General features: G+C 33.7%; 26 protein-coding genes and 1 tRNA gene. 15 read left to right on the top strand and 12 right to left on the bottom strand.

Going from position 1 to position 24,130, the window contains the following annotated elements; translation table 11 throughout:
- Positions 1-3: 3 nt before the first annotated feature.
- The 8 genes from ASC72_RS22715 to dnaA all read right to left on the bottom strand — a co-directional run bounded on the left by ASC72_RS22715 (position 4) and on the right by dnaA (position 6,742).
- Positions 4-336 (bottom strand): septum formation initiator family protein, encoded by a 333-nt coding sequence (locus tag ASC72_RS22715; RefSeq protein WP_056196399.1) that lies wholly within the window; start codon positions 334-336, stop codon positions 4-6.
- 155 nt (positions 337-491) lie between these two features.
- A complete protein-coding gene (udk, locus tag ASC72_RS22710; protein WP_056196397.1) occupies positions 492-1,100 on the bottom strand; it encodes a uridine kinase in 609 nt (202 codons plus the stop codon).
- Positions 1,101-1,354: 254 nt separating this feature from the next.
- A complete protein-coding gene (locus ASC72_RS22705; RefSeq protein WP_056196395.1) occupies positions 1,355-2,236 on the bottom strand; it encodes an SDR family oxidoreductase in 882 nt (293 codons plus the stop codon).
- Positions 2,237-2,313: 77 nt separating this feature from the next.
- The gene (locus ASC72_RS22700; protein ID WP_056196392.1) at positions 2,314-3,441 is read right to left on the bottom strand and encodes a methionine aminotransferase; all 1,128 of its coding nucleotides are present in this window, start codon (positions 3,439-3,441) and stop codon (positions 2,314-2,316) included.
- A 56-nt stretch (positions 3,442-3,497) separates the two neighbouring features.
- Positions 3,498-4,028 (bottom strand): energy transducer TonB, encoded by a 531-nt coding sequence (locus ASC72_RS22695; RefSeq protein ID WP_082564382.1) that lies wholly within the window; start codon positions 4,026-4,028, stop codon positions 3,498-3,500.
- Positions 4,029-4,051: 23 nt separating this feature from the next.
- Complete coding sequence (locus tag ASC72_RS22690; RefSeq protein WP_056196390.1) at positions 4,052-4,765, bottom strand: SAM-dependent methyltransferase; 714 nt, start codon at positions 4,763-4,765, stop codon at positions 4,052-4,054.
- Positions 4,766-4,837: 72 nt separating this feature from the next.
- Positions 4,838-5,305 carry a low molecular weight protein-tyrosine-phosphatase gene (locus ASC72_RS22685; RefSeq protein ID WP_056196388.1) on the bottom strand — a complete coding sequence of 156 codons (468 nt, stop codon included), beginning with the start codon at positions 5,303-5,305 and terminating at the stop codon, positions 4,838-4,840.
- 9 nt (positions 5,306-5,314) lie between these two features.
- Entirely contained in the window at positions 5,315-6,742 is a 1,428-nt protein-coding gene (dnaA, locus tag ASC72_RS22680) for a chromosomal replication initiator protein DnaA (protein ID WP_041517015.1), read from the bottom strand.
- Between the two features lie 187 nt (positions 6,743-6,929).
- Here dnaA and ASC72_RS22670 point away from each other — a divergent pair, with 187 nt between their 5' ends.
- The gene (locus ASC72_RS22670; protein ID WP_056196383.1) at positions 6,930-7,334 is read left to right on the top strand and encodes a thioesterase family protein; all 405 of its coding nucleotides are present in this window, start codon (positions 6,930-6,932) and stop codon (positions 7,332-7,334) included.
- 31 nt (positions 7,335-7,365) lie between these two features.
- Here the strand turns inward: ASC72_RS22670 and ASC72_RS22665 are convergent, their stop codons facing one another.
- The 3 genes from ASC72_RS22665 to ribD all read right to left on the bottom strand — a co-directional run bounded on the left by ASC72_RS22665 (position 7,366) and on the right by ribD (position 9,863).
- The gene (locus ASC72_RS22665; protein ID WP_056196380.1) at positions 7,366-7,998 is read right to left on the bottom strand and encodes a YigZ family protein; all 633 of its coding nucleotides are present in this window, start codon (positions 7,996-7,998) and stop codon (positions 7,366-7,368) included.
- A 220-nt stretch (positions 7,999-8,218) separates the two neighbouring features.
- Positions 8,219-8,821 carry an HAD family phosphatase gene (locus ASC72_RS22660; protein ID WP_056196378.1) on the bottom strand — a complete coding sequence of 201 codons (603 nt, stop codon included), beginning with the start codon at positions 8,819-8,821 and terminating at the stop codon, positions 8,219-8,221.
- A complete protein-coding gene (gene ribD, locus ASC72_RS22655; RefSeq protein WP_056196375.1) occupies positions 8,814-9,863 on the bottom strand; it encodes a bifunctional diaminohydroxyphosphoribosylaminopyrimidine deaminase/5-amino-6-(5-phosphoribosylamino)uracil reductase RibD in 1,050 nt (349 codons plus the stop codon). Before ribD ends, ASC72_RS22660 begins: the two co-directional genes overlap by 8 nt.
- A 109-nt stretch (positions 9,864-9,972) precedes the next feature.
- Here ribD and ASC72_RS22650 point away from each other — a divergent pair, with 109 nt between their 5' ends.
- Entirely contained in the window at positions 9,973-10,458 is a 486-nt protein-coding gene (locus tag ASC72_RS22650; RefSeq protein WP_056196371.1) for a GNAT family N-acetyltransferase, read from the top strand.
- A gap of 77 nt (positions 10,459-10,535) precedes the next feature.
- On the top strand, positions 10,536-11,402 hold the full coding sequence (prmC, locus tag ASC72_RS22645; protein ID WP_056196473.1) for a peptide chain release factor N(5)-glutamine methyltransferase: 867 nt from the start codon (positions 10,536-10,538) through the stop codon (positions 11,400-11,402).
- A 214-nt stretch (positions 11,403-11,616) separates the two neighbouring features.
- On the opposite strand, the gene ASC72_RS22640 is transcribed toward prmC, so the two are convergent.
- Positions 11,617-12,861, bottom strand: a complete 1,245-nt coding sequence (locus ASC72_RS22640) for an ABC transporter permease (protein ID WP_056196370.1) — start codon at positions 12,859-12,861, stop codon at positions 11,617-11,619.
- A gap of 199 nt (positions 12,862-13,060) precedes the next feature.
- On the opposite strand from ASC72_RS22640, the gene hisS reads away from it, so the two are divergent.
- The 12 genes from hisS (at position 13,061) to ASC72_RS22580 (ending at position 24,076) form a co-directional block, all read left to right on the top strand.
- Positions 13,061-14,488: a histidine--tRNA ligase gene (gene hisS, locus ASC72_RS22635; RefSeq protein ID WP_056196368.1), complete on the top strand. Its 1,428-nt coding sequence runs from the start codon at positions 13,061-13,063 to the stop codon at positions 14,486-14,488.
- A gap of 120 nt (positions 14,489-14,608) precedes the next feature.
- Positions 14,609-14,679: transfer RNA gene (locus ASC72_RS22630), tRNA-Trp, on the top strand.
- A gap of 503 nt (positions 14,680-15,182) precedes the next feature.
- The gene (locus ASC72_RS22625) at positions 15,183-15,761 is read left to right on the top strand and encodes a nucleotide exchange factor GrpE (RefSeq protein WP_056196365.1); all 579 of its coding nucleotides are present in this window, start codon (positions 15,183-15,185) and stop codon (positions 15,759-15,761) included.
- An 82-nt stretch (positions 15,762-15,843) separates the two neighbouring features.
- Complete coding sequence (gene dnaJ / locus ASC72_RS22620; RefSeq protein WP_056196363.1) at positions 15,844-16,953, top strand: molecular chaperone DnaJ; 1,110 nt, start codon at positions 15,844-15,846, stop codon at positions 16,951-16,953.
- Positions 16,954-17,116: 163 nt separating this feature from the next.
- On the top strand, positions 17,117-18,046 hold the full coding sequence (locus ASC72_RS22615) for an ABC transporter ATP-binding protein (RefSeq protein ID WP_056196470.1): 930 nt from the start codon (positions 17,117-17,119) through the stop codon (positions 18,044-18,046).
- A gap of 79 nt (positions 18,047-18,125) precedes the next feature.
- Positions 18,126-19,442: an ABC transporter permease gene (locus ASC72_RS22610; RefSeq protein ID WP_056196360.1), complete on the top strand. Its 1,317-nt coding sequence runs from the start codon at positions 18,126-18,128 to the stop codon at positions 19,440-19,442.
- A gap of 115 nt (positions 19,443-19,557) precedes the next feature.
- Positions 19,558-20,721, top strand: a complete 1,164-nt coding sequence (locus ASC72_RS22605; protein ID WP_056196357.1) for a sigma-54 dependent transcriptional regulator — start codon at positions 19,558-19,560, stop codon at positions 20,719-20,721.
- Between the two features lie 133 nt (positions 20,722-20,854).
- Positions 20,855-21,520 (top strand): DEAD/DEAH box helicase, encoded by a 666-nt coding sequence (locus ASC72_RS22600; protein WP_056196354.1) that lies wholly within the window; start codon positions 20,855-20,857, stop codon positions 21,518-21,520.
- Positions 21,521-21,586: 66 nt separating this feature from the next.
- Positions 21,587-22,402: an alpha/beta hydrolase gene (locus ASC72_RS22595; RefSeq protein WP_056196353.1), complete on the top strand. Its 816-nt coding sequence runs from the start codon at positions 21,587-21,589 to the stop codon at positions 22,400-22,402.
- Positions 22,403-22,431: 29 nt separating this feature from the next.
- Positions 22,432-22,650: a putative signal transducing protein gene (locus tag ASC72_RS22590; RefSeq protein ID WP_056196349.1), complete on the top strand. Its 219-nt coding sequence runs from the start codon at positions 22,432-22,434 to the stop codon at positions 22,648-22,650.
- Positions 22,651-22,734: 84 nt separating this feature from the next.
- Positions 22,735-23,562: a Cof-type HAD-IIB family hydrolase gene (locus tag ASC72_RS22585; protein ID WP_056196346.1), complete on the top strand. Its 828-nt coding sequence runs from the start codon at positions 22,735-22,737 to the stop codon at positions 23,560-23,562.
- Complete coding sequence (locus ASC72_RS22580) at positions 23,546-24,076, top strand: GNAT family N-acetyltransferase (protein WP_056196343.1); 531 nt, start codon at positions 23,546-23,548, stop codon at positions 24,074-24,076. Before ASC72_RS22585 ends, ASC72_RS22580 begins: the two co-directional genes overlap by 17 nt.
- Positions 24,077-24,130: the final 54 nt, after the last annotated feature.

The following is a 24,130-nucleotide window of genomic DNA, read 5'->3' as shown; positions in this document are numbered from 1 at the left end:
TGATTATTCTTTTTCTTGAATGGTATCTCCTTCAAATTGGATGATGTAAATATCTTCGCTGTCTTTTTTCATAAAGTACTTTTCGCGAGCATATTTTTCTATTTGTTCAGGATTTTTAAGTTGTTTGATCTGTTCCTGATCTTTTTTTATTTCTTCCTGATAATATTTTTTATTGTCTTGTAATTCATTGATTTGCCCATCTAAAAAGCGATGATCGAAATAGGAGTAATTGTCTAAAAATAACATCCAGATAACAAAAAACAGTAACACCCAAACATATTTATTGCCTAGGAATTTAAACCATGATTTGTCTTTATATGGATTTTTCATTTTCATTTTTAATTAACCGATTGTGTCTTAGAATTTTGACTCGTCTTTCTAGCCCCGATGGAGCCGATATCCTTTTTATGTCCGCCGCGGCGGACATAAAAAGATAAAGGCGAGAGCGGGAAATAGCTCCTAATTTTTATGGACTAAATTTACAATAAAAATTATAAAATTCGCTGATTAATTACGGCACGAACTACATCAATTGCTACAGTATTGTATTTGTCATTTGGAATAATGATATCAGCAAAAGCTTTTGATGGTTCGATAAATTGCTCATGCATAGGTTTTAAAGTAGTTTGATAACGGTTTAAAACCTCGTCAATATCGCGTCCACGTTCTGAAATATCTCTTTTTAAACGACGAATTAATCTTTCGTCAGAATCGGCATGAACATAAATTTTAATATCAAATAATTCACGTAATTCAGGATTAGTGAGAATTAAAATCCCTTCAATAATCATTACTTTTCGCGGATGTGTTGATACAGTATCGTCGGTTCTGTTATGCTGAATAAAAGAATACACAGGCTGGTCAATTGTTTCTCCTGTTTTTAATGCTTTAAGATGTTTTACCAATAATTCAAAATCGATCGCTCTTGGGTGATCAAAATTGATTAATGCTCTTTCGTCAAATGACAAATTGCTGGTTTCCTTATAGTACGAGTCCTGAGAAATTACCCCAACTTCCGTATCTGGTAATTCGTTCATGATTTGGTGTACTACTGTTGTTTTTCCACTTCCTGTTCCCCCTGCAATTCCAATAATGAGCATAAATTTGATATTATATATTTATTAGACAAAAATAATAATTTAAGTGAATTGTCTAAGCAAATTATTCATTTAAACCATATAAGTAACGTAAGTAAATTTAAGTAAACAGATGTTTAAACAAAGTATTATTTAACTGAACTTATATCACTTATATGATAAAAACAATAAAAAAAATCCCGAGAGCAAAGTCGTCGGGATTTCGTGCAATCAGTATAGTTTTAATAAAATATTCTGAATTTAGTAAGCACTTGTAATTATTTATTCTTTTTTGCTTTTATCATCATTTCAAGCTGATCCCAAAGTTCTTCCGGAATCGCTTCTAATAAATTGAATTGTCCGGCGCCTTTTAACCATTCTCCTCCGTCAATTGTAATTACATCTCCGTTTACGTACGCTGAGAAATCAGAAACTAAATAAGCTGCTAAATTGGCTAACTCCTGATGATCACCTACACGTTTTAATGGCACTTTTTTAGCCATATCAAACTTTTCAGCAAGATCTCCGGGTAACAATCTGTCCCAGGCTCCTTTTGTTGGGAATGGTCCTGGAGCAATCGCGTTAGAACGGATTCCGTATTTGGCCCATTCTACAGCAAGACTTCTTGTCATGGCTAAAACTCCCGCTTTTGCAGTAGCACTTGGAACCACGTAAGCAGATCCAGTCCAAGCATAAGTTGTAACGATATTTAAAATTGTTGCAGATGTTTGTTTACTGTCAATCCAATGTTTTCCAAAGGCTAGTGTACAGTTTTTAGAACCTTTCAGTACAATATCGATAACAGTGTCAAAAGCATTTGCAGATAAACGTTCTGTTGGAGAAATGAAATTTCCAGCTGCATTGTTCAAAAGAACATCTACTTTTCCGAAAGCTTTTAAAACTTCCTGAAGCATGTTTTCTACTTCTTCATAATGACGAACGTCACATTGAAGCGGCAAACATTTTCCGCCAGTTTCGGTTTCAAGTTCAGTAGCAGTTGCTTTTAGTTTATCAAAATCTCGTGAAGTAATCGCTACCTGAGCGCCTAATTCTAAGAAATATTTAGTCATTGCTTTTCCTAAACCACTTCCGCCCCCAGTAACTACAATAACTTTTCCTTTTAAGGCGTCATCGCGCAACATTTTATCTGTATAGCTCATACTTTTCTCTTTTTATTGCAATATTAATTAAATAAATAGGATGCATGCATAATAATGTTATAAAATTTTGATAAATTTTATATATCGCACAATTTTTTTGCTGCTGATTCAAGTGTAAAATTGTCTTTGGCAAAGCAAAAACGTATTAATTTCTGATCTTTATGATCCGAATAAAAAGTGGAAATAGGGATTGCAGCAACGCCATGATCGGTAATCAGTTTTTTGCAAAAAGTCATATCGTCATCGTCTGAAATATTGGCATATGATGCTACTTGAAAATAGGTTCCTTCGCAAGGTTTTAATTCGAATCGGCTGTTTTGAAGGAGTTTTTGAAAATAATCGCGTTTTTCCTGATAGAATTTTCCAAGTAAATTTACATCAACAACATCTAAATATTGACTAATGGCTACTTGAGAGATGCTGTTAACACTGAAAACCAAAAACTGATGTACTTTTTTGATTTCTTTCATCAAATATTCAGGTGCGATCGTGTATCCAATTTTCCAGCCTGTTATGTGAAATGATTTTCCGAAGGAAGAAACCATAATACAGCGATTCAAAAGAAAATCTTTGGTATGTGCTGAAATGTGTTTTTCTTCGAAAGTAATATATTCGTAAACTTCGTCAGATAAAACTAGAATTTCAGGATATTTTAAAAGTAGTTTTTCAAACTCTGAAAAATCATTTTCCGTCAAAATTTTTCCTGTCGGATTATGGGGATTATTGATGATAATCATCTTGGTTTTTGATGAACAAGCTTTTTCGATTGTATCCCAATTTGGTGTATAATCATCATTTAAAGCTACCCGAAGCGGTTTTGCATTACAAAGTAAAACAGGAGATTCATAAGAATCATAACTCGGATCCAGAATTACAACTTCATCTCCGGTTTTGACCAAAGCCAAAATGGTAGTGAAAATACCCTGCGTTGCTCCGGCGGTAACTAAAAGTTCAAGATCTGTATTGATTATTCGGTTATAAGAACTCTGAATTAATTTTGCAATCTGACTCATCAAAGGCGGATAACCTGCCATTGGTGTATATTGGTGCACATTTTCTTTAGATAATTTCGCCAGAATATCTGTCAATCTTTCGTCCACAGGAAAATTAGGAAATCCCTGCGAAAGATTAATCGCATTATATTCGACTGCCATTTTAGACATTACCGTAAAGATGCTTGTCGTTATGTTTGGAAGTTTACTCATGAGAAAGTTTGATTAAGGGGAAACTTATGAGTTAAAATTAAAATAATCTAATTGGATTATTTGATGGTAATTGGTACCGAATATAAAACTCTTACCTTTTTGCCATTTTGTTGTCCAGGAATCCATTTGGGACATTTTTTTAGAACTCGAATTGCTTCAGCTCCTGTTCCATAACCTGCATCTCTAAGAATTTTTATATCAGTTAATGAGCCATCTTTTTCAACTACAAATGTTGCGTAAACTTTACTTCCTTTTAAGTCAATATTTGCAATTTCGGCGTCTTGTGGGTACTTGAAATTATTGTCAACAAATTTAAAAAATTTCTCCATCCCTCCAGGAAATTCTGGTTTAACTTCTATACCTGCTGTATTGTAAACAGCATTGTCATTATCATTTATAACAACTTGTGAAGGTCCTGGCTCATCTATCACTAAATCTGAATCAGTATAACTGCTAGTATTAACTTTGACAATTGGTATTTCTGAGTTTTTTGTTTGTGAAGTTTTTGTTTTAGAATTCTTTTTAGTGCTTTGTGAAAATGTATTTTGTGCAGCGCAAATTAAAATCAGAAATAGAAGTTTTTTCATTATATGATGGTTTTAAAGTAAGTTTACGTTTTATGAATAATGAAAATTGTAGGTCGATTATGTAAATCAACTTTTAATTTTTTCCAGTCAGCGACACGCATTGTTTTAATAAATTCAGATGGTAACGTTATATCAGTTGCAATACAAAGATATGTTGAAGGATTTAGAATTTGTAAAAGGTCCTCGACTAATTTATTGTTTCTGTAAGGAGTTTCAATAAAAATTTGAGATTGGTTTTTATCCTGAGATAATTTCTCAAAATGTTTTAGTGCCGATTTTTTCTCATCTTTATCAATTGGTAAATAACCGTTGAAAGTAAAGCTCTGACCATTCATTCCTGAAGCCATCATGGCTAATAAAATAGATGAAGGCCCTACCAAAGGCACAACCTGAATTCCTTTTTCATGTGCTAGTTTTACGATGACAGCACCTGGATCTGCAACGCCTGGACACCCAGCTTCGCTCATTAATCCAACATTTTTCCCTTCTAACAGAGGTTTGATGAAGTCCAAATGCTCACTTGGTTCAGTTCGTTTATTAAGCGTGAAAAGAATTAAGTCTGATTGTTTTTTCTCTGGAGAAACTGCTTTTATTGATTTTCTTGCCGTTTTTTCGTTTTCAACAATATAATGATCTATAAAATCGATACTTCTTTTAACGGTTTGTGGTAAAACATCCATCGGATCGCTTTCGCCCATTGTTGTTGGAATTAAATATAGTTTTCCGAGAAGTTTCATGTGATTTATTTTATAGATTATAAAATGAAAAATTCCAATTATTTAGTAATCAAATAATTGAAATTAGATAAGTTAAGAATGTTTTTCGATGAGTTTTTTAGAAATGATATCAGCAACTTCGTCTAACATTTGATAAACGTTGTCGAAACCGTTTACAGCTCCAAAATAAGGATCCGGAACATCAACATTTTCGCCTGGAAATAATTCGTTTAAAATAAGATGAACTTTATTTTTATGTTCAGGAGTTTTGGCAAGATGAATAACGTCACGGTAATTCGAATTATCCATAACATAGATATAATCGAATTCATCAAAATCAGCAGTTTTAAATTGTCTTCCTTTTTGATTGTCAATACATAAACCGTTTTTTTGGGCAACCGCAATAGAACGTTTGTCTGGTGCGTGACCCACATGCCAGGATCCTGTTCCAGCTGAATCAACTGTGAATTTGTCTTTTGGAAGTTTAGAAGCTAAAATCCCTTCGGCTAAAGGAGATCTGCAAATATTTCCCAAACAAACCATTAAAATTTTTACCGGCATGATTCGCGTTTATAGCGTTAATTTTTTGTTGATGTCTTCGACAAATTTTTTGAATTGTTTGTCTGTAGAAACTAAATTGTCAACGGTTTTACAAGCGTGTAATACGGTAGCGTGATCGCGATCTCCAATTTGTGAACCAATGTTTGCCAAAGAAGCTTTAGTGAATTTCTTTGCAAAAAACATAGCCAATTGTCTCGCCTGAACAACGTGCCTTTTTCTTGTTTTAGATTGAAGTGTTTCAATATCCAACTGAAAATAATCAGACACAATTTTTTGAATATAATCGATAGAGATCTCTCTCTTCACGTTTTTAACAAATTTCTCTACAACACTTTTGGCCAACTCGATAGTAACTTCTTTTTTGTTGAAAGAAGATTGGGCAATTAATGAAATAATAGCACCTTCAAGTTCACGGACATTGCTTTTGATATTACGGGCAACATATTCAATAATGTCTTCCGGCATTTCAACACCATCGCGATACAAAATGTTTTTCAAGATTGAAATACGAGTTTCGTAATCTGGCTGATGTAACTCAGCAGATAATCCCCATTTAAAACGAGATAATAAACGTTGCTCGATATCCTGCATATCAACAGGAGCTTTATCCGAAGTCAAGATTACCTGTTTTCCGTTTTGGTGCAGGTAATTGAAAATGTGGAAAAATACGTCCTGAGTTCCTGATTTTCCAGATAAAAACTGAACGTCATCAATAATCAAAACGTCAATTAATTGGTAAAAGTGAATAAAATCATTACGATTATTCTTTTTAACCGAATCAATATATTGTTGTGTGAAAATTTCGGCAGAAATATATAAAACCGTTTTTTCAGGATATTTGTCTTTTACTTCAACACCAATAGCGTGTGCTAAGTGTGTTTTTCCTAAACCAACTCCACCAAAAATCAATAACGGATTAAATGAAGTTCCTCCAGGTTTGTTGGCAACAGCCATACCGGCAGAACGTGCCAAACGGTTAGAGTCTCCTTCAAGGAAATTGTCAAAACTGTAGTTGGCATTTAATTGCGACTCAATTTTTAAATTTCTAATTCCGGGAATTACGAAAGGATTTTTAAGTTCAGGATTTAAGTTCTTAAATGGAGCATCAACCTCTTGCGGTTTCATTGGCACTCGGTTGGCACTTGGCAACTGTTCGGTAAACGGTTGTTTATTGCCATAAGTGTTCTCCATTTTAATTTTATAGAGTAACTTTGCATTTTTTCCCAGTTCTTTGGTAAGCGCAACTTTCAATAATTTAACGTAATGTTCTTCTAACCATTCGTAGAAAAATTTACTTGGTACTTGAATATATAACGCGTTGTCGGTTAGCTCAACTGATTTGATTGGTTCAAACCAAGTTTTATATGCTTGATCTTGAATATTGTCCTTTATAAAAGACAAACAGTTTTCCCATACCGATTGAGCAGTTTTAGTCATAGATTCAGATAAATTTTTTTATTATTGATAAAGATTCTCCTAATAAAAAGGGAGCAATTTTATTCCGTATTTCGGGATAACAAATATGTGAACAAATTTCTGTAAAAAAAAATATTTTGGGGTCTAATTTTATAAAAAAATGTTGTAAGTAAACTTTTGTAAGTAAAATTTTTTTAATCAATAAATAATGAAAAATCATCAAACGCAAGTGCGTGTTCGTTACTCTGAAACAGACCAAATGGGGGTCGTTTATCACGGAAATTATGTGCCTTATTTTGAAATTGGACGCGTGGAATGGCTTAGAGATAAAGGGATTTCGTATAAAAGCATGGAAGAAAGCGGAATTGGATTACCAATTGTTTCGATGCAAATAAATTATAAAAAGTCAGCGCGCTATGATGAGCTTCTTACGATTCATACCACTTTCAAAAGTCAATCTTCTGTTAAGATTGAATTCGACTGTGCAATCTTTAACGAAGCGAATGAGTTATTAACAACTGCCGTGTTTATTTTAGTATTTATTTCGTTAAAATCAGGTCGCCCAACTGCACCTCCGGATTATATTTTAGAATTATTTAAAACGCTTGTATAATTGTTAAAATGATGCAGGTTTTTGTATTAATTTATACAATTTTTATATCGATTTCAAACATTAAATCAAAAATGTCGAATACTGTTTCGGCATTTTTTTTTCGTGTTTTTGTGATTATTTTGCCAATTGGAAGTCCGGATTCTTCATCAATTTCCATTTCCTGAGAAGTAATTTCCAGTTTTTTTTCTTTAATCACCCGCATCACTTTGTTCATATTTTTATAATCAAAAGAGATTAAAAAATGAACGTCAATTGTTTTTTCGATGATTTCACAAACTTCAAGTGTCATTTGTGCAGTTGTTTTATAGGCTGCTATCAATCCGCCAACGCCCAATTTGACTCCGCCAAAAATTCGGACCACAACTAATAAAACATTTGTTAGTCCAAAAGACTGAATTTGACCGTAAATAGGAGCCCCGGCTGTATTGCTCGGCTCGCCGTCGTCATTGGCTCGATAGGATATTTTTGGCGCTGTGCCTAGTTGATAAGCATAACAATAATGAACAGCATGAGGATGCTGTTTTTTTAAGTTTTCGATAATTGGTTTTACTTCATCTTCGTTTTCAATGGGAAAAGCATAGCCAAAGAATTTACTTCCTTTTTCTTTAAAAAGTACTTCTTCAGATTCAAAAGCAATGGTTTGATACGTATCGTTATATTCCAAAAGTAAATTTCTAATTTATGTTTATTATTTTTTTAGCCACAGAGTTAATTTTACCGCAAAGCACGCAAAGTATATTTTTTGGTGTGTTCGTAATTGGCTTTATTAAGTTCACAAAGCTGTTTGTGGCGAACTTTGCGTAAACCCTTTGCGAACTTTGCGATAAAGTATACGTCACGATAACAAAATCATTTTAATCGTAGTGGCAAAGATATTTTAATTGCTAAAGTATTTTCTTATCAAATAAATCCACAACATCTTCCTGGCCCACTTGTAAATTCCAAACATGAAAACCTAAAGCTGCGGCAGAATCTGTGTTTTCTTTTTTATCGTCAATAAACAAAGTACGTTTTGGCGATATTTCATGTTTGTTGATTAAATATTGAAAAACATCGGCATTTGGTTTTCGTTTTCCAATTTCAAAAGAAAAATAAACTTTTTCAAAACATTGATAGAAATCGCTGTAAAATGAAATGCCACTTTTGGTTTCGAAAGTTTCAATATGAATGGAATCGGTATTACTCAATAAAAATAAACGATATTTTTTTGAAAGCATTTGAAGAAATTCTAATCGATATAATGGAAAATCTGCTAAAATGGCATTCCAGGCTTCCAGAATTTCTTCAATTGAAGCATTTGGAAGTTCTTTTTGAAAACCTGTCAGAAAATCATCATGCGAAATATCTCCGGTTTCAAACAAAAGGTTCAAACGGTCTAATTCAGAATTCCATTCAGTCATGCCTAATTTCTGCAATCCCGAAATAGTAGCCTGTTTATCTAAATTGATAAAAATATCTCCAAAGTCAAAAATTATAGTATCAATCATGATTTCTAACGTATATTATTTCGTCGTTTTGAATATGAGTTTTTGTTGTAGTTTTCTTTGGAAGAAGCGGGGCTTTTGTTCCTTTATTAAAAGTAATTTCTCCAATAAAAACACGAGCTTCGTCCCAAATGTCCTGGTCGATAAAAGCTTGTAAAGTCTGTAAGCCGCCTTCAATAATAATAGACTGGATTTGGTTTTGATACAAAACAGCTAAAATCTGCGGGATTATATTTTGATTGAAATCGATTACTTCAAAGGTAGTGTTTTCTGCTGAAAAGTTAATTTGAGATTTCGTAAATACGATAGTTTTTACACTGTCATCAAAAATAAAACTCTCTTTTGAAATGCGATTATTTTGATCTAAAACAACTCTTACAGGATTGTTTCCAGACCAATCTCTTGTATTTAATCTAGGATTATCATCAACGACAGTTTGAGTGCCGACTAAAATAGCCTGTTCTTCACTTCGCCATTTATGTACCAATTGTCTTGAATATTGATTGGTAATCCAAACGGGTTTTCGTTCCTGATCGGTTTGTTTTTCAGGTGCTAAAAAACCATCCTGACTTTCGGCCCATTTTAATATAATATAAGGTCTCTTTTTATTATGAAAAGTAAAAAAACGTTTATTAAGTTCGTGGCATTCTTTTTCTAAAATGCCCACGGTTACATTCTTTCCGGCTACAATTAGTTTTTTAATTCCATTTCCGGCAACTTTTTCGTTTGGATCAACAGTTCCAACAACTACATTGGGAATTTCATTCGCAATAATCAAATCACAACAAGGAGGTGTTTTTCCAAAATGACTGCAAGGTTCCAAACTCACATAAATAGTTGCTTTTTTTAATAACGATTTATCCTTTACAGACCGTACCGCATTGACTTCGGCATGTGGTTCACCAGCTTTTTTATGCCAGCCTTCACCGATAATCTGATCGTTATAAACAATTACACTTCCTACCATGGGGTTTGGATAAGTTGTTCCAAAACCATTTTTGGCAAGTTCAATGCAGCGTTTTATATATTTTTCATGTGTATTCACGATACAAAAGTAATTATTTTTGAGTTTAGTGCGATAGTAATTGATGTGTGATAAGAAACTATCAAAAAACTATTTTTACTTTTGTAGATATCACAAGAATAAATAATATATGGAAAATTGGCTTATTAGAAAGATTAAAAAAGAAGACAATCAGGCAGTTGCGAAATTAATAAGATCGGTTTTTGATGAAATGGAAATTCCAAAAGTGGGTACAGCTTACGAGGATCCCTATTTAGATTTGATGTTTGAAGAATACAATAAACCGCAATCGGTTTATTTTGTGGTTGAAAACGAAGGTAAAATAGTGGGTTGTTGTGGAATTGCGCCTTTAGAAAATGGAGATCCCGCCATTTGTGAATTGCAAAAAATGTATTTTTTGCCTGAAACGCGTGGTTTAGGAATTGGCAATAAAATGATGGAAAAATGTTTGGAACAGGCTAAAGCTTTTGGTTTTGAAAAATGTTATATTGAGACGATGCCATTTATGCATGCGGCTCAAAAATTATATAAAAAATCAGGTTTTGAATATTTAGATGCTCCGATGGGATGCACCGGACATAGTTCTTGCCCAGTTTGGATGTTGAAAGATTTGTAAAACAATTGTAACAAATTTGGTTTTGCAATACTTATTTGAAAGAAACTTGGCTTTCGCCGAAAACTCAAAGACCCGAAATGAAAATTAAACAATATCGCACTCAATTTATAAAAGAATTATCGCCTTTTTACGATGCGTATGAAGCGGAAAGTTTTTTCTATTTAATTTTAGAGGATAAGCATAAATTAAGACAAATTGATTTAGCGTTAAATCATGAATTGAATTTTTCGGAAAGTGATTTTGTAATTTGGAATTCATTGTTGGGTCAATTAAAAAAAGAAGTTCCAATTCAATATTTACTTGGAAAAACCAGCTTTTACGGTTTGGATTTTGAAGTAAATGAAAATGTCCTGATTCCAAGGCCGGAAACAGAAGAATTGGTCGAATGGATTATAAAAGAGAATTCAAAAACAGATAAGACAAAAAAACTAAAGGTATTAGATATCGGAACGGGAAGTGGGTGTATTGCTATTTCATTAGCTAAAAACCTTCCCAATGCCGAAGTTTTTGGTATTGATGTTTCGAAAAAAGCTATAGAAACATCCAAAAGAAATGCTATAAATAATAACGTTGATGTGACTTTTGTCCTTTTGGATATTTTAGAAACGGATCTGCTTACCAGCAATTTTGATATTATCGTTTCGAATCCGCCATATGTTCGAAATTTAGAGAAAGAAGAAATCAAAAAGAATGTTCTGGATTATGAACCGCATTTGGCTCTTTTTGTAGATGATAATGATGCGTTGATTTTTTATAGAAAAATAGCTGCTTTGGCGAAAAGTAGTCTTTTAGAAAACGGGCAATTGTTTTTTGAAATCAATCAGTATTTAGGAAAGGAAATGACGGATTTATTGGAAACAATGAATTTTAAAAATATTGAATTGAAAAAAGATATTTATGATAATGACAGAATGATTTCCTGCAAGGTTTCCAAAACCTTGTAGGTTTGAATTTTTATAAGCTGATAAAATAAACACCTACAAGGTTTTGTCCCGAAGCTTCGGGATTGCAGGAGAACATCTTAAAAGTTTAAAACTTCTAATCTAGCCCCGATAGTAGTGGAAATCCTTTTTTGCTGGGGTTCAGCAAAAAAGATTGAAACGAATAGCGGGACAAAACGTCTTATAAAACGACTTGCTTCTGCTTTAAATAAAAAAATCATTCATAACGCAAAGCCTCAATAGGATCTAGTTGAGAAGCTTTTATGGCAGGATATAATCCGGAAACGATAGCTACAACAAAACTGGTTGCAAAAGCTGCAAAAATCGCCATCCACGGAATGACAAATGCAAAACTCATTATAGCTGCAAATGCTGAACCTATTAAGATTCCAAATATAATTCCGACCAAACCTCCAATTTGTCCGATCAATAAAGTTTCGATAAAAAACTGAACAGAAATCGTAATTTTTGTTGCGCCCAAAGCTTTGCGCACACCAATTTCCCGAGTGCGTTCTGTAACCGAAACAATCATAATATTCATTAATGCAATCGATGATCCTAAGATGGTAATAACACTAATTATCCAGGCTGCCCATCCTAAATATTGTGTGATTCCAAGAATTCGGTTAATTAAATCGTCGCTTCGACCAATACCAAAATTATTATCACGAACCGGACTTAATTTACGTACTCTTCTCATGGTACTTGTGGCGTTGTCGACAGCTTCGTCTAAAAGTTCTTTTTTAGAAACCATTACGCTCATTGTGTAATTGATATTTGGAGCGGTAAATAAAGAACGTGCCACCTGAATTGGAATCAAAACACGTAAATCCTGACTGTTTCCAAACGTTGATCCTTTTTCTTTCAGGACTCCAATAACTTTAAAACGGGCGCCTCGAATCGAAATGATTTTATCAATTGGGTTGACATCTTTTAATAAACCTTTTTCAAAATCAGAACCTACAACGCAAGAATAAGTATTGTTTTCAATGTCAAACTGATTGAAAGAACGGCCTAAACTTATTTCTAAACCTGAGTTGCTTATAAAATGTTCATCGACACCAAGTACTTTAATTTCGGGATCTGTTTTTTGATCTAAATATTTTACCTCTGCGGTTGATGTTGCAGTAAAGGAAAGAGAAGTTTCGGTAAATGGATATTTGTATTTGTTTTTGAAAGCAACTGCCTCAGGATAGGAGATAATTGGGTTTACGATTTCGCGTTTATTTCCGCCACGATTTTTAACGTTGTTTTCGTATTGATTGATGTTGAAAGTGTTAGCTCCCATAGAAGCGAAATTGGTCGAAACGGTATTTTCGAGAGCCGTTACAACTGTAAGGATTCCAACAAGTGCTGTAATACCAATCGCGATGATTAATACGGTAAGAATAGTTCGCAGCAATTGTGTTTTGATGGAACCAAAAGCAATTCGGATATTTTCTTTAAATAATTTTAGCATCATGACCAATTTGTCACGAAAATACGTTTTTTGTTACAAGTTTGTTTTCGAACTGCCAATATTTATTTTAAAAAATAAGATATTTGCAGACGATTTAGATTTCAATATTTTGATTTCTAAAATCCATTAATCTAAAAAGTTTTTTGAATTTTAAGTTTCCAAAGAAGCTAAAATCGAAAATCTACAATCTAAAATAACAAAGATGGCTTCAAAACCAAGTATACCACAAGGAACAAGAGATTTTTCGTCTGCAGAGGTGTCAAAACGTCAATATATTATTCAGACGATAAAAAATAATTTTGAGAAATTCGGTTTTCAGCCGATTGAAACTCCATCGTTTGAAAATTCAGATACCTTAATGGGTAAATATGGAGAAGAAGGTGATCGTTTGATTTTTAAAATACTGAACTCAGGTAATTTTTTCTTCAATAAAAATAAAATTGAATTACCGGAATCTATTGAATCGTTGCAAGTTAATTCGGCCGAAACAATTGATTTGAATCAAAGAATTGAGCTGAATAAGTTTACGGGAAAAATTTCAGAGAAAGCGTTACGTTACGATTTGACAGTTCCGTTTGCAAGATACGTGGTACAGCACCAAAACGAAATTGAATTTCCTTTTAAAAGATACCAAATCCAACCGGTTTGGAGAGCTGACAGACCACAAAGAGGACGTTACAGAGAATTTTATCAATGTGATGCCGATGTTGTTGGTTCAAAATCATTATGGCAGGAAGTAGAATTGGTTCAGTTGTATGATACTGTTTTTACGGCTTTAGGTTTAGAAGGTGTTACGATCAAAATCAATAACAGAAAAATATTATCCGGAATTGCCGAAGTAATTGGCGCTTCTGACAAATTGATTGATTTTACTGTGGCGTTGGATAAACTAGATAAAATTGGTGAAGACGGCGTAAAGAAAGAAATGATTGAAAAAGGCATTTCGGAAGAAGCTTTGGTTAAAGTACAGCCGCTTTTTAGTTTTACAGGAACTTTTTCAGATAAGATAAATCAGCTTTCAGATCTGTTAGCTTCGTCAGAAGAAGGGATGAAAGGCGTACAGGAATTAAAATTTATTTGTGACAATGTGGCTACTTTAGGATTGTCGACTGCGACATTAGATCTTGATGTGACATTGGCTCGTGGATTGAATTATTACACTGGGGCTATTTTTGAAGTAGCGGCTCCAAAAACCGTTTCGATGGGTTCTATTGGCGGCGGCGGAAGATACGACGATTTGACGGGTATTTTTGGTTTAAAGAATATGAGCGGAGTTGGAATTTCGTTTGGTCTGGACAGAATTTATTTAGTTCTGGAAGAATTGCAATTATTCCCGGAAACTGTTGCGGCAACATCAAAAGCATTGTTTATTAATTATGGAGATGCTGAGGCTTTGTATGCTTCGCAGGCGATTCAGAAATTGAGAAAAGAAAATATAAAAGTAGAATTGTATCCGGACAATGTAAAAGTAGGGAAACAGTTTCAATATGCAGATAAAAGATTGATTCCGTTTGCAGTCATTGCAGGCGAGCAGGAGATTGATTCAAATTCTTATTCGCTAAAAAATCTGGTTTCGGGTGAACAGGTTTCTGTTGATTTTGAAGGATTGAAAAAAGCTTTGATAGGGTAAGTATTTGAAAGGGAGGTTTTTGTCTCGGACCATGCAGATTTAAAGGGTTTTCTTTTTAAATCTCTTCTTGAAATAGTTGCCGGGGAAGAAAAAAAACTTTTAATTTGCCGACCTTAAGTTACGGGCGTAGTTCAAGGGTAGAATAGCGGTCTCCAAAACCGTTGATGGGGGTTCGAATCCCTCCGCCCGTGCAATGTTTTTTACCGCAAAGACCGCAAAGAATTTTTGTCATAAGAATACTTTCAAAAAGCACAAAGTTCACAAAGCTATAGCAATACAAAGCTTTGCGAACTTTCTCTTTTTTATAAAGCTTAAGAGTAAAAAAAACTTTGCGTTCTTTGCTGTAAATTTTTTCGTTTTCTTCGGGTTTTTAGTATTGATCTGGCAAAGAGTAAAAAAAGCATAAAAAAAGCTTCGTCTCATAAGGCGAAGCTTTTTTTTAATATAAGGTAAAGTTGAATTAATAATTATTTATGAGGCCGAAGCCAACCCTTAAATTCAATTTTGATAGGTAATAATTTAGTTTTCATTTTGGATCTCAAATATACTATAACTATATCGTAATAGTCTTAAAATTATACTAAATTTTTTAATCTAAATTTGTCGTTTTAAAAGACTCATTTTTAATAAAGTGACAATTTGACATTTTAAAAGATTTGGCAGTACTTTTGCAATCCAACAAAAAGAATAAAAAATGAAGTTTAAAGATATTTTTAAAAATAAAAGTAATATGACTACGGAAAATACAGAGTTCGATCAGGAATTAGATGATGTAACGTTAGAAAACAATGCCAACGGTGAGCAGTTAATTGTTGAAGAATTAAGTGTTGAAGAGCAATTGGCTCAAGACTTGGCAAAAGAAAAAGACAAATTTTTGAGATTATTTGCCGAATTTGAAAATTACAAAAAAAGAACTTCAAAAGAGCGTATCGATTTGTTTAAAACAGCAAATCAAGAAGTTTTGTTAGCAATGCTTCCTGTTTTGGATGATTTTGACAGAGCGACAATAGAGATCAACAAGTCTGATGATGAAAATTTGAAAAAAGGAGTTGAGTTAATTCACGAAAAACTAAAAAGCACTTTGGTAGCTAAAGGTTTAGAGCAAGTTGAAGTAAGAGCTGGTGATGCTTTTAATGCTGACTTTGCTGAAGCAATTACTCAAATTCCTGCGCCTTCTGATAAAATGAAAGGTAAAATTGTTGATGTTATTGAAAAAGGATACAAATTAGGAGACAAAATTATTCGTTTCCCTAAAGTGGTTATTGGAAACTAAAAAATGCAAATAAAATAATTCTAAGTGCCAATTTTTTAAGTATTGGAATTTGGAATTTGTAGTTTGGAATTTAAACCTAATTATGAAAAAAGATTTTTACGAAATACTAGGCATTTCAAAAAATGCTGACGCTGCCGAAATAAAAAAAGCTTACCGAAAGAGTGCGTTGAAATATCACCCGGATAAAAATCCAGGCGACAAAGAGGCAGAAGAAAACTTTAAACTTGCGGCAGAAGCTTATGAAGTTTTAAGCGATCCGAACAAAAAAGCGAAATACGATCAATACGGACATCAGGCATTTGATGGTTCCGGCGGATTTGGCGGCGGCCACGGTGGTATGAATATGGATGACATTTTCAGCCAGTTTGGTGACATTTTTGGTGGAGGATTTGGCGGTTTCGGAGGAGGCGGAGGCGGTCCTCGTCGCGCAAAAGGAAGCAATCTTCGAATTAAAGTGAAATTGACTTTAGAAGAAATTGCAAATGGAGTTGAGAAAAAAGTAAAAGTAAAACGTAAAGTTCAGGCAAAAGGTGTAACGTATAAAACGTGTTCGACTTGTAATGGTCAGGGACAGGTAATGCGTGTAACCAACACCATTTTAGGAAGAATGCAATCTGCATCAACTTGTCCTACTTGTGGTGGTTCTGGACAAATTTTAGATAAAAGACCTTCTGAAGCTGATGCTCAGGGAATGGTTTTAGAAGATGAAACCGTTTCTATCAAAATTCCGGCTGGAGTTGTTGACGGAATGCAATTGAAAGTTTCTAACAAAGGAAATGATGCACCGGGTAACAGTGTTCCTGGTGATTTAATTGTTGCGATTGAAGAATTAGAGCATGAATTTTTAAAACGTGAAGGTGAAAACATTCACTTTGATTTATACATTAGTTTCCCGGAAGCCGTTTTGGGAGTTTCAAAAGATATTGAAGCGATCAACGGAAAAGTTCGTATTAAACTGGAAGAAGGAATTCAATCAGGAAAAATATTAAGATTAAAAGGAAAAGGTATTCCAAGTATTAACGGTTACGGAAGTGGAGATTTATTGGTTCACGTAAATGTCTGGACGCCTAAAACGTTGAATAAAGAGCAAAAACAATTTTTTGAAAATGCTTTAAACGATGAACATTTTATTCCGAGTCCTGAAAAATCAGAAAAATCATTTTTTGAAAAAGTAAAAGATATGTTTTCATAAGCTAAACTTTTTTAGAAATGTTTAAATAAATATAAAACCCATTCTAACATAAATTTAGAATGGGTTTTTTGCGTATTAATACTCAGATTCGCTGTGAATTATTTACTTTTACAGGCGCAAAGCCACAATGGTCAAATTGACCGCAGAAAATCTAAAAAATCGCATGAGCAACTTACTCGAAGTACATAAGGTCGTAAAACAATACGGTGATTATGTAGCGCTTAACGAAGTTTCATTAAATGTGCCAAAAGGCAGTATTTACGGATTATTAGGTCCGAATGGAGCTGGAAAAACTTCCCTTATCCGTATCATTAATCAAATTACATTGCCAGACAGCGGTGAAGTTATTCTGGATGGAGAAAGATTGCAGCCAAAACATGTGCAGACTATTGGTTATTTGCCTGAAGAAAGAGGTTTGTATACTTCTATGAAAGTGGGGGAACAATGTTTGTATCTGGCGCAGATGAAAGGACTTTCTAAAGCCGAGGCAAAAGTACAATTAGAATATTGGTTTGACCGCTTAGGAATTCAGGGTTGGTGGAATAAAAAAATTCAGGAACTTTCTAAAGGAATGGCGCAAAAAATTCAGTTTGTGGTTTGTGTGCTGCATAAACCTAAATTGCTAATTTTTGATGAGCCGTTTTCTGGATTTGATCCGGTAAATGCGAATGTTATTAAGGATGAAATTTTGGCATTGAAAGAACAAGGTGCAACTATTATATTTTCAACTCACAGAATGGAAAGCGTTGAAGAGCTTTGCGATCATATAGCTTTAATTCATAAATCAAATAAATTAATTGAAGGAAAACTAAGTGATGTAAAGCGTCAGTTTAAAACCAATAGTTTTGAAGTTGGAATACTGACAAGCAATGTTGAAGGTCTGATGTATGACATTACACAAAAGTTTACAGTTTCTCCGGCAAATTTTAAATCCTTAAACGATGATTTGAAATTGAACATTCAAATTGGAGATGCAACGCCAAATGAATTACTGCATATTTTAACGCAACGCGGACAAGTAACACATTTTGTAGAAAAAATTCCGAGTGTAAACGATATTTTTATTCAAACAGTTACTGAGAATAAAGTTTAGAGTTCAGATTTTAGATTTTAGAGTGAAAACCTGGAATCTAAAAATCTAAAGTCAACAATCTAAAATCTAAAATTAAAGAATGAGTATAATTTCATTAATTATAAAAAGAGAATTTATTGCAAAAGTGCGCAATAAGTCTTTTGTTGTCATGACTTTTTTGAGTCCGTTGCTGTTTGTGGCAATTGCCGGCTTTATTGGTTATTTGAGTTCAATGAAAGCAGAAACCAAACGAATTGCAATTCACGACGAAACGGGTTTGTTTGCCAATGATTTTTTGAAACAAAATAAGAAAGATGGAGAGTTTAGGTATCTCAATTTATCTGAAATTGATGTAACAGCTTTAAAAGACAGTATTGCCAAAGAAAATTTCAGAGGTTTAATTGTTATTCCAAAAACTAATAATTTAAAAGATTTAGAAAGTAAAGTTGAATTTATTTCGAATAATAGTCCGAGTATTTCTTTCATTGAAAATACGCAGGAAGTTATTGCAGAAAAAATTACCAAACTGAATTTAGAAGAAGCAAAACTGGATACTTCGGCAATTAAAAAAGCACAGGCTGATGTCAATATTCATTTATCAAAAGCTTCCGGAGAAGAAAGTTTGAAAGGATTAAATGAAATTAAAATCGGAATTGGCGGTGCATTTGGTTATCTGATTATGATGTTCATTATCATTTATGGAAACATGGTAATGCGAAGTGTAATCGAAGAAAAGACAAACCGAATTATCGAAATCATTATTTCATCAGTAAAACCATTTCAATTGATGATTGGCAAAATCGTCGGAACTTCGCTTGCGGGATTATTGCAATTTTTGATTTGGGCGATAATTGGCTTGGGACTGATGTTTGCAGCTTCGGCATTTTTTGGAGTAAATGTTGGACCAACAGCCAGAATTTCACCTGAATTAATGCAATCAGCGCAGCACGAAATGTCTGGAACGGCTCAAATGTACATTAGTGAATTATGGAATTTGCCAATTGCAAGTATTATAATTGGCTTTGTAGTGTATTTTATTGGAGGGTACTTTTTGTATAGTTCATTCTATGCCGCGATTGGTGCAGCAGTTGATAATCAGACAGATTCTCAACAGTTCCTTTTGCCGATAATTATGCCATTAATTCTAAGCGTTTACATAGGATTCTTTACAGTAGTTAATGATCCACACGGAACTGTTGCGGTGGTTTTTTCAATGATTCCGCTAACGTCGCCGATTGTCATGTTAATGCGTATTCCGTTCGGCGTGCCGTGGTGGCAAATTGCAATTTCGGTATCATTATTGTTTGCTACCTTTTTTCTTGTGGTTTGGTTCGCAGCAAAAATTTACCGCGTTGGTATTTTGATGTATGGCAAAAAACCGACATGGAAAGAATTGTATAGATGGCTTAAATATTAATTTTTTAAAGTTGCTAAGATTCTAAGGTTCTGAGATTCTAAGATTTTCTTAGCTTCTTGATAAATAAAAAACCTTAGAGCCTTAGCAACTCAGAACCTTAGCACCTTAAAAAAGAATGAGTAAAATACTAATTATTGAAGACGAAGCAGCGATCAGAAGAGTTTTGGTAAAGATTTTATCAGAAGAAAATGATTCATATCTGGTAGATGAAGCTGAAGATGGTGTTGCGGGACTTGACAAGATAAAAAACAACGATTACGATTTGGTTTTGTGTGATATCAAAATGCCAAAAATGGACGGTGTTGAGGTTTTAGAAGAAGTAAAAAAAATAAAACCTGAAATTCCGATGGTTATGATTTCTGGTCATGGCGACATGGAAACCGCTATTCATACCATGCGTTTGGGAGCTTTTGATTATATCTCAAAACCGCCAGATTTAAATCGTTTATTAAATACGGTTCGTAATGCTTTGGATAAAAAACAACTGGTAGTTGAGAATAAAATTCTAAAGAAAAAAGTCAGTAAAAATTACGAAATGGTAGGTGAAAGTGAAGCTATCAGTCATATTAAAGTAATGATTGATAAAGTAGCCCAAACCGAAGCCAGAGTTTTAATTACAGGCCCAAATGGAACCGGAAAAGAGTTAGTTGCACATCAATTACACGAAAAAAGCGAGCGTGCTAATTTTCCTTTAATTGAAGTAAATTGCGCTGCGATTCCTAGTGAATTGATAGAAAGCGAATTATTCGGTCACGTCAAAGGAGCTTTTACATCGGCGGTGAAAGATCGTGCCGGGAAATTTGAAGCAGCCGATAAAGGAACTATTTTCTTAGATGAAATTGGTGACATGAGTCTTTCGGCGCAAGCCAAAGTTTTACGTGCTTTACAAGAAAGTATGATTACGAGAGTGGGAGCAGAGAAAGATATAAAAGTGGATGTTCGTGTCGTAGCAGCAACCAACAAAGACTTAAAAACAGAAATTGCTGAAGGTCGTTTTCGTGAAGATTTATACCATCGTTTGGCTGTAATTTTGATTAAAGTTCCGCCATTGAATGAAAGACGTGATGATATTCCGGCTTTGATAAGACACTTCGCTGAGAAAATCGCATCTGAACAAGGAAATGTTGTTAAAGTATTTTCACAGCAAGCCATAAAATTATTACAGGAATACGATTGGACAGGAAATATCCGCGAACTTCGAAATGTAGTCGAAAGATTAATCATTTTAGGTGGAACAGAAATTTCTGAAACCGATGTGAAAATGTTTGCCAGTAAATAAATTTTTGCAGTAGGCTTTAGGCAGTAAGCTTTAAGCTATTAGCGACCTAGAATTTTGCCTATAGCTTATAGCATTTAAAATACAAATAATTTTTAGCTTATGGCTTATTGCCTAAAGCTTAAAGCATAAAAACATGAAACTAAAAAAAATAAACGAGAAGTTACAAGATGCCTTAATTGAAAACGGTTTGACAGAAGCAAATATCTTGCAGATGGAAACTTTTTCAACGATAAAAAGTGGTGCGGATTGTATGATTGTTTCTCCAAAAGGAACCGGAAAATCGACAACAATTGTATTGAATGTGATTCAGCAATTGGCGGGACATACCGAAGAATCGCCACGTGCATTGATCATTGTGGAAGACAAGGAAAAAGTATTGGCGATGGAAGCTCTTTTCGAGAAATACGGAAAATATACCAATCTTGAAGTTTACGGTGTCCACGACAAAGGAGATATGGACTACGATAAAAACTATATTTCGACCGGAGTTGATGTTTTAATTGGTACGCCAAACAAACTGAGTGATATGTTTACCACTGCAGGTTATAATGTAAACCGTTTAAAAATGTTGATTTTAGATGATGCAGATCCTATTTTGAGATTGCGTAATGAAACTAAAATCATGCGTATTTCAAACAGTATTGCAAAAACGCAACGTATTATTTTTGCTGAAATATTGACAGAACGCATCGAAATTCTAGCAGATAAATTCCTATTGGAACCTTATTTCTTTGATATGGATGAAGAAGGAGAAGAGGAATTGGACGAAGAAGAGGACGGAATTGAGGAGGAGGAATAAGTCACAGTTTACAGTGTTGGAGTGAAGACTAAAAATGAGACTGAAAACTAAATTATAGTTTGATTTATGGAGATATTAAAGACACTTAAATTTGTATCGATTATACTTTTAGCGTTTTTCGTTGTTATTTATGTGGTCGTTATTTCTTATGTTTATTTCAATCAGGTGGGAATGATTTTTCAAACTGCTTCACTCCCAAAAGAATATCAGTTTGAATATCAATCGAAGTTTGAAGAGATAAATGTTAAATCTTTTGATGGCGTAAATCTCAACGGACTTTTATTTAAAGCCGAGAAATCGAAAGGGCTCATTTTTTATCTGCACGGAAATGCGGGAACATTAGAAACCTGGGGTAAAATAGCAAAAACATATACTAATTTAAGTTATGATATTTTTATTTTAGATTATCGAAGTTTTGGAAAAAGCGATGGTGAAATTGAAAATGAAGAACAATTAAATAAAGATATTGCTATAGTTTATAAAACATTACATAAGCGATATCCAGAGAATAAAATCATTATTACAGGTTACTCGATTGGTTCGGGACTTGCTGCAATTTTGGCTTCTGAAAATAAACCAAAAGCGTTAATTCTTCAATCGCCCTATTATAGTTTTGCAGAATTATCTAGTAGCAGAGTTCCATTTTTTCCTGATTTCATGAAGAAGTTTCAGTTAGAAACTTATGAGTATCTTCCAAAAATTAAAGCTCCAATTTATATTTTTCATGGAAAAGAAGATCAATTAATTCCTTATGAAAATTCAGTTAGATTGAGTAAAATAATAAAAAAGAATGGACATTTTTATACTCTAAATAACCAGGGCCATATTGGTATGAATGAGAATAATGATTTCCAGAATCAGTTAAAAAGAATATTAGAATAAAATAAAAATAATTATAAAAATAAAATGTCATGGGATTAATGAAGGTGTTTTCAGGAAGTGAAGTTTTAGCAATTGCTTTACAGGAAAGATTGGAACAAGCGGGAGTAGAAACCGTAAAAAAAGATAATATTCAATCCGCTCGTTTGGGAGGTTTTGGCGGAACAGATTTGGCTGTTGAAGTTTTCATACAGGAAACCGATTTTGCAAAAGCAAATCCGGTGATTGAAGATTTCAGAATGAGCATTTAGATAAGTAATCAGTCTCAGTATTCAGTCACGGTTAGCAGTTACAATACTGAAAACTGAGACTGCGACTGAAAACTCAAAAAAAATATGCAATATAAAATGTTGGTACTCGACATGGATGACACCTTGTTGACAGACGATCATAAAATTTCGGAATTAAATAAAAAAGTACTTCTTGAAGCTCAGGCAAAAGGGGTGTATGTGGTTTTGGCTTCTGGCCGTCCAACATCTGCCATGACAGCTTATGCTAAAGAACTGGAATTAGATTTGAATGATTCTTATATTATTTCCTTTAATGGCGCTATAATTAGTACTGTAAAAGATGATCTTGTTTTATTTGAACAGAAATTAACTGTAGAGCAAATCCATGAATTATACGATTATAGTGTGAAAATGAAAACACACATTATAACCTATCTGGATAACGAAATTATCAGTGAAACGGATTCTGAGTATATCGAAATCGAAAAAGAAATAACCGGACTGGCGCATCATAAAGTTCCAAGTTTTAAAGATGCTGTTTCTAAACCTGCAGTAAAATGTATTTTACTGGCAGAACCGTCTTATTTAAAAGAACTGGAACAGGATTTAAAATTAGCAATGCCTGACTTAAGTGTTGCGATGTCAAAACCATTTTTTCTGGAAGCAGCGCAAAACGGAATCGATAAAGCAGCAAGTATAAAAATCTTAGCAGAAAAACTGAATATTCATCAAAATGAAATTATTGCTGTCGGAAACGCTGGAAACGATTTAACCATGATAGAATATGCCGGTTTAGGGGTTTGGGTCGATAATGTGACACCTGAATTGCGTGACAGAGCCAATGTAATTGTAGCATCAAATAATAATGATGGTGTTGCTGAGGTAGTACAGCGTTATATCTTAAATAATTTTGTTTGTGAAGAAATCAATTGAAACGGAACGGCTGCTTTTGAGGGAACTGGAGCTTTCTGATGTGCAAGGGATGTTTGAATTGGATTCGAATCCGAATGTTCATTTATTTCTCGGAAATAAACCTGTAAAACATATTGACGAAAGTATTCATCAAATTAATAATATTCAACAGCAATATAAAACTTTTGGAACAGGTCGTTGGGCTGTTATTCTAAAAGAAACCAATGAGTTCTTAGGCTGGTCCGGAATAAAATTTATTACCAATGAAATCAACTGTCATAAAGATTTCTATGAAATTGGATATCGCTTTATAGAAAGACATTGGGGGAACGGATATGCTACTGAAGCTGGAAAGGTTTTTGTGGATTATGCTTTTAACGAATTGAAAGCTGATGTTCTTTATGCTTACGCAGATGCAGGAAATGAAAATTCAAGAAAAATCCTTGAAAAACTTGGTTTGAAATACATCAATTCGTTTGAATACGAAGAAGAAATAGAAGTTTGGTATGAATTGAAAAACCCAAATTTGGTTTAAACCAGAGAAATGCGTCCCAAATCTTTGTAAACTTCCCTCATAAAGGTTTGCAAA

Source organism: Flavobacterium sp. Root420 (assembly GCF_001427905.1).
Classification (GTDB): domain Bacteria; phylum Bacteroidota; class Bacteroidia; order Flavobacteriales; family Flavobacteriaceae; genus Flavobacterium.
Note: the sequence above shows the minus strand (reverse complement) of the source record. Positions and strands in the feature narration are given on the sequence as shown.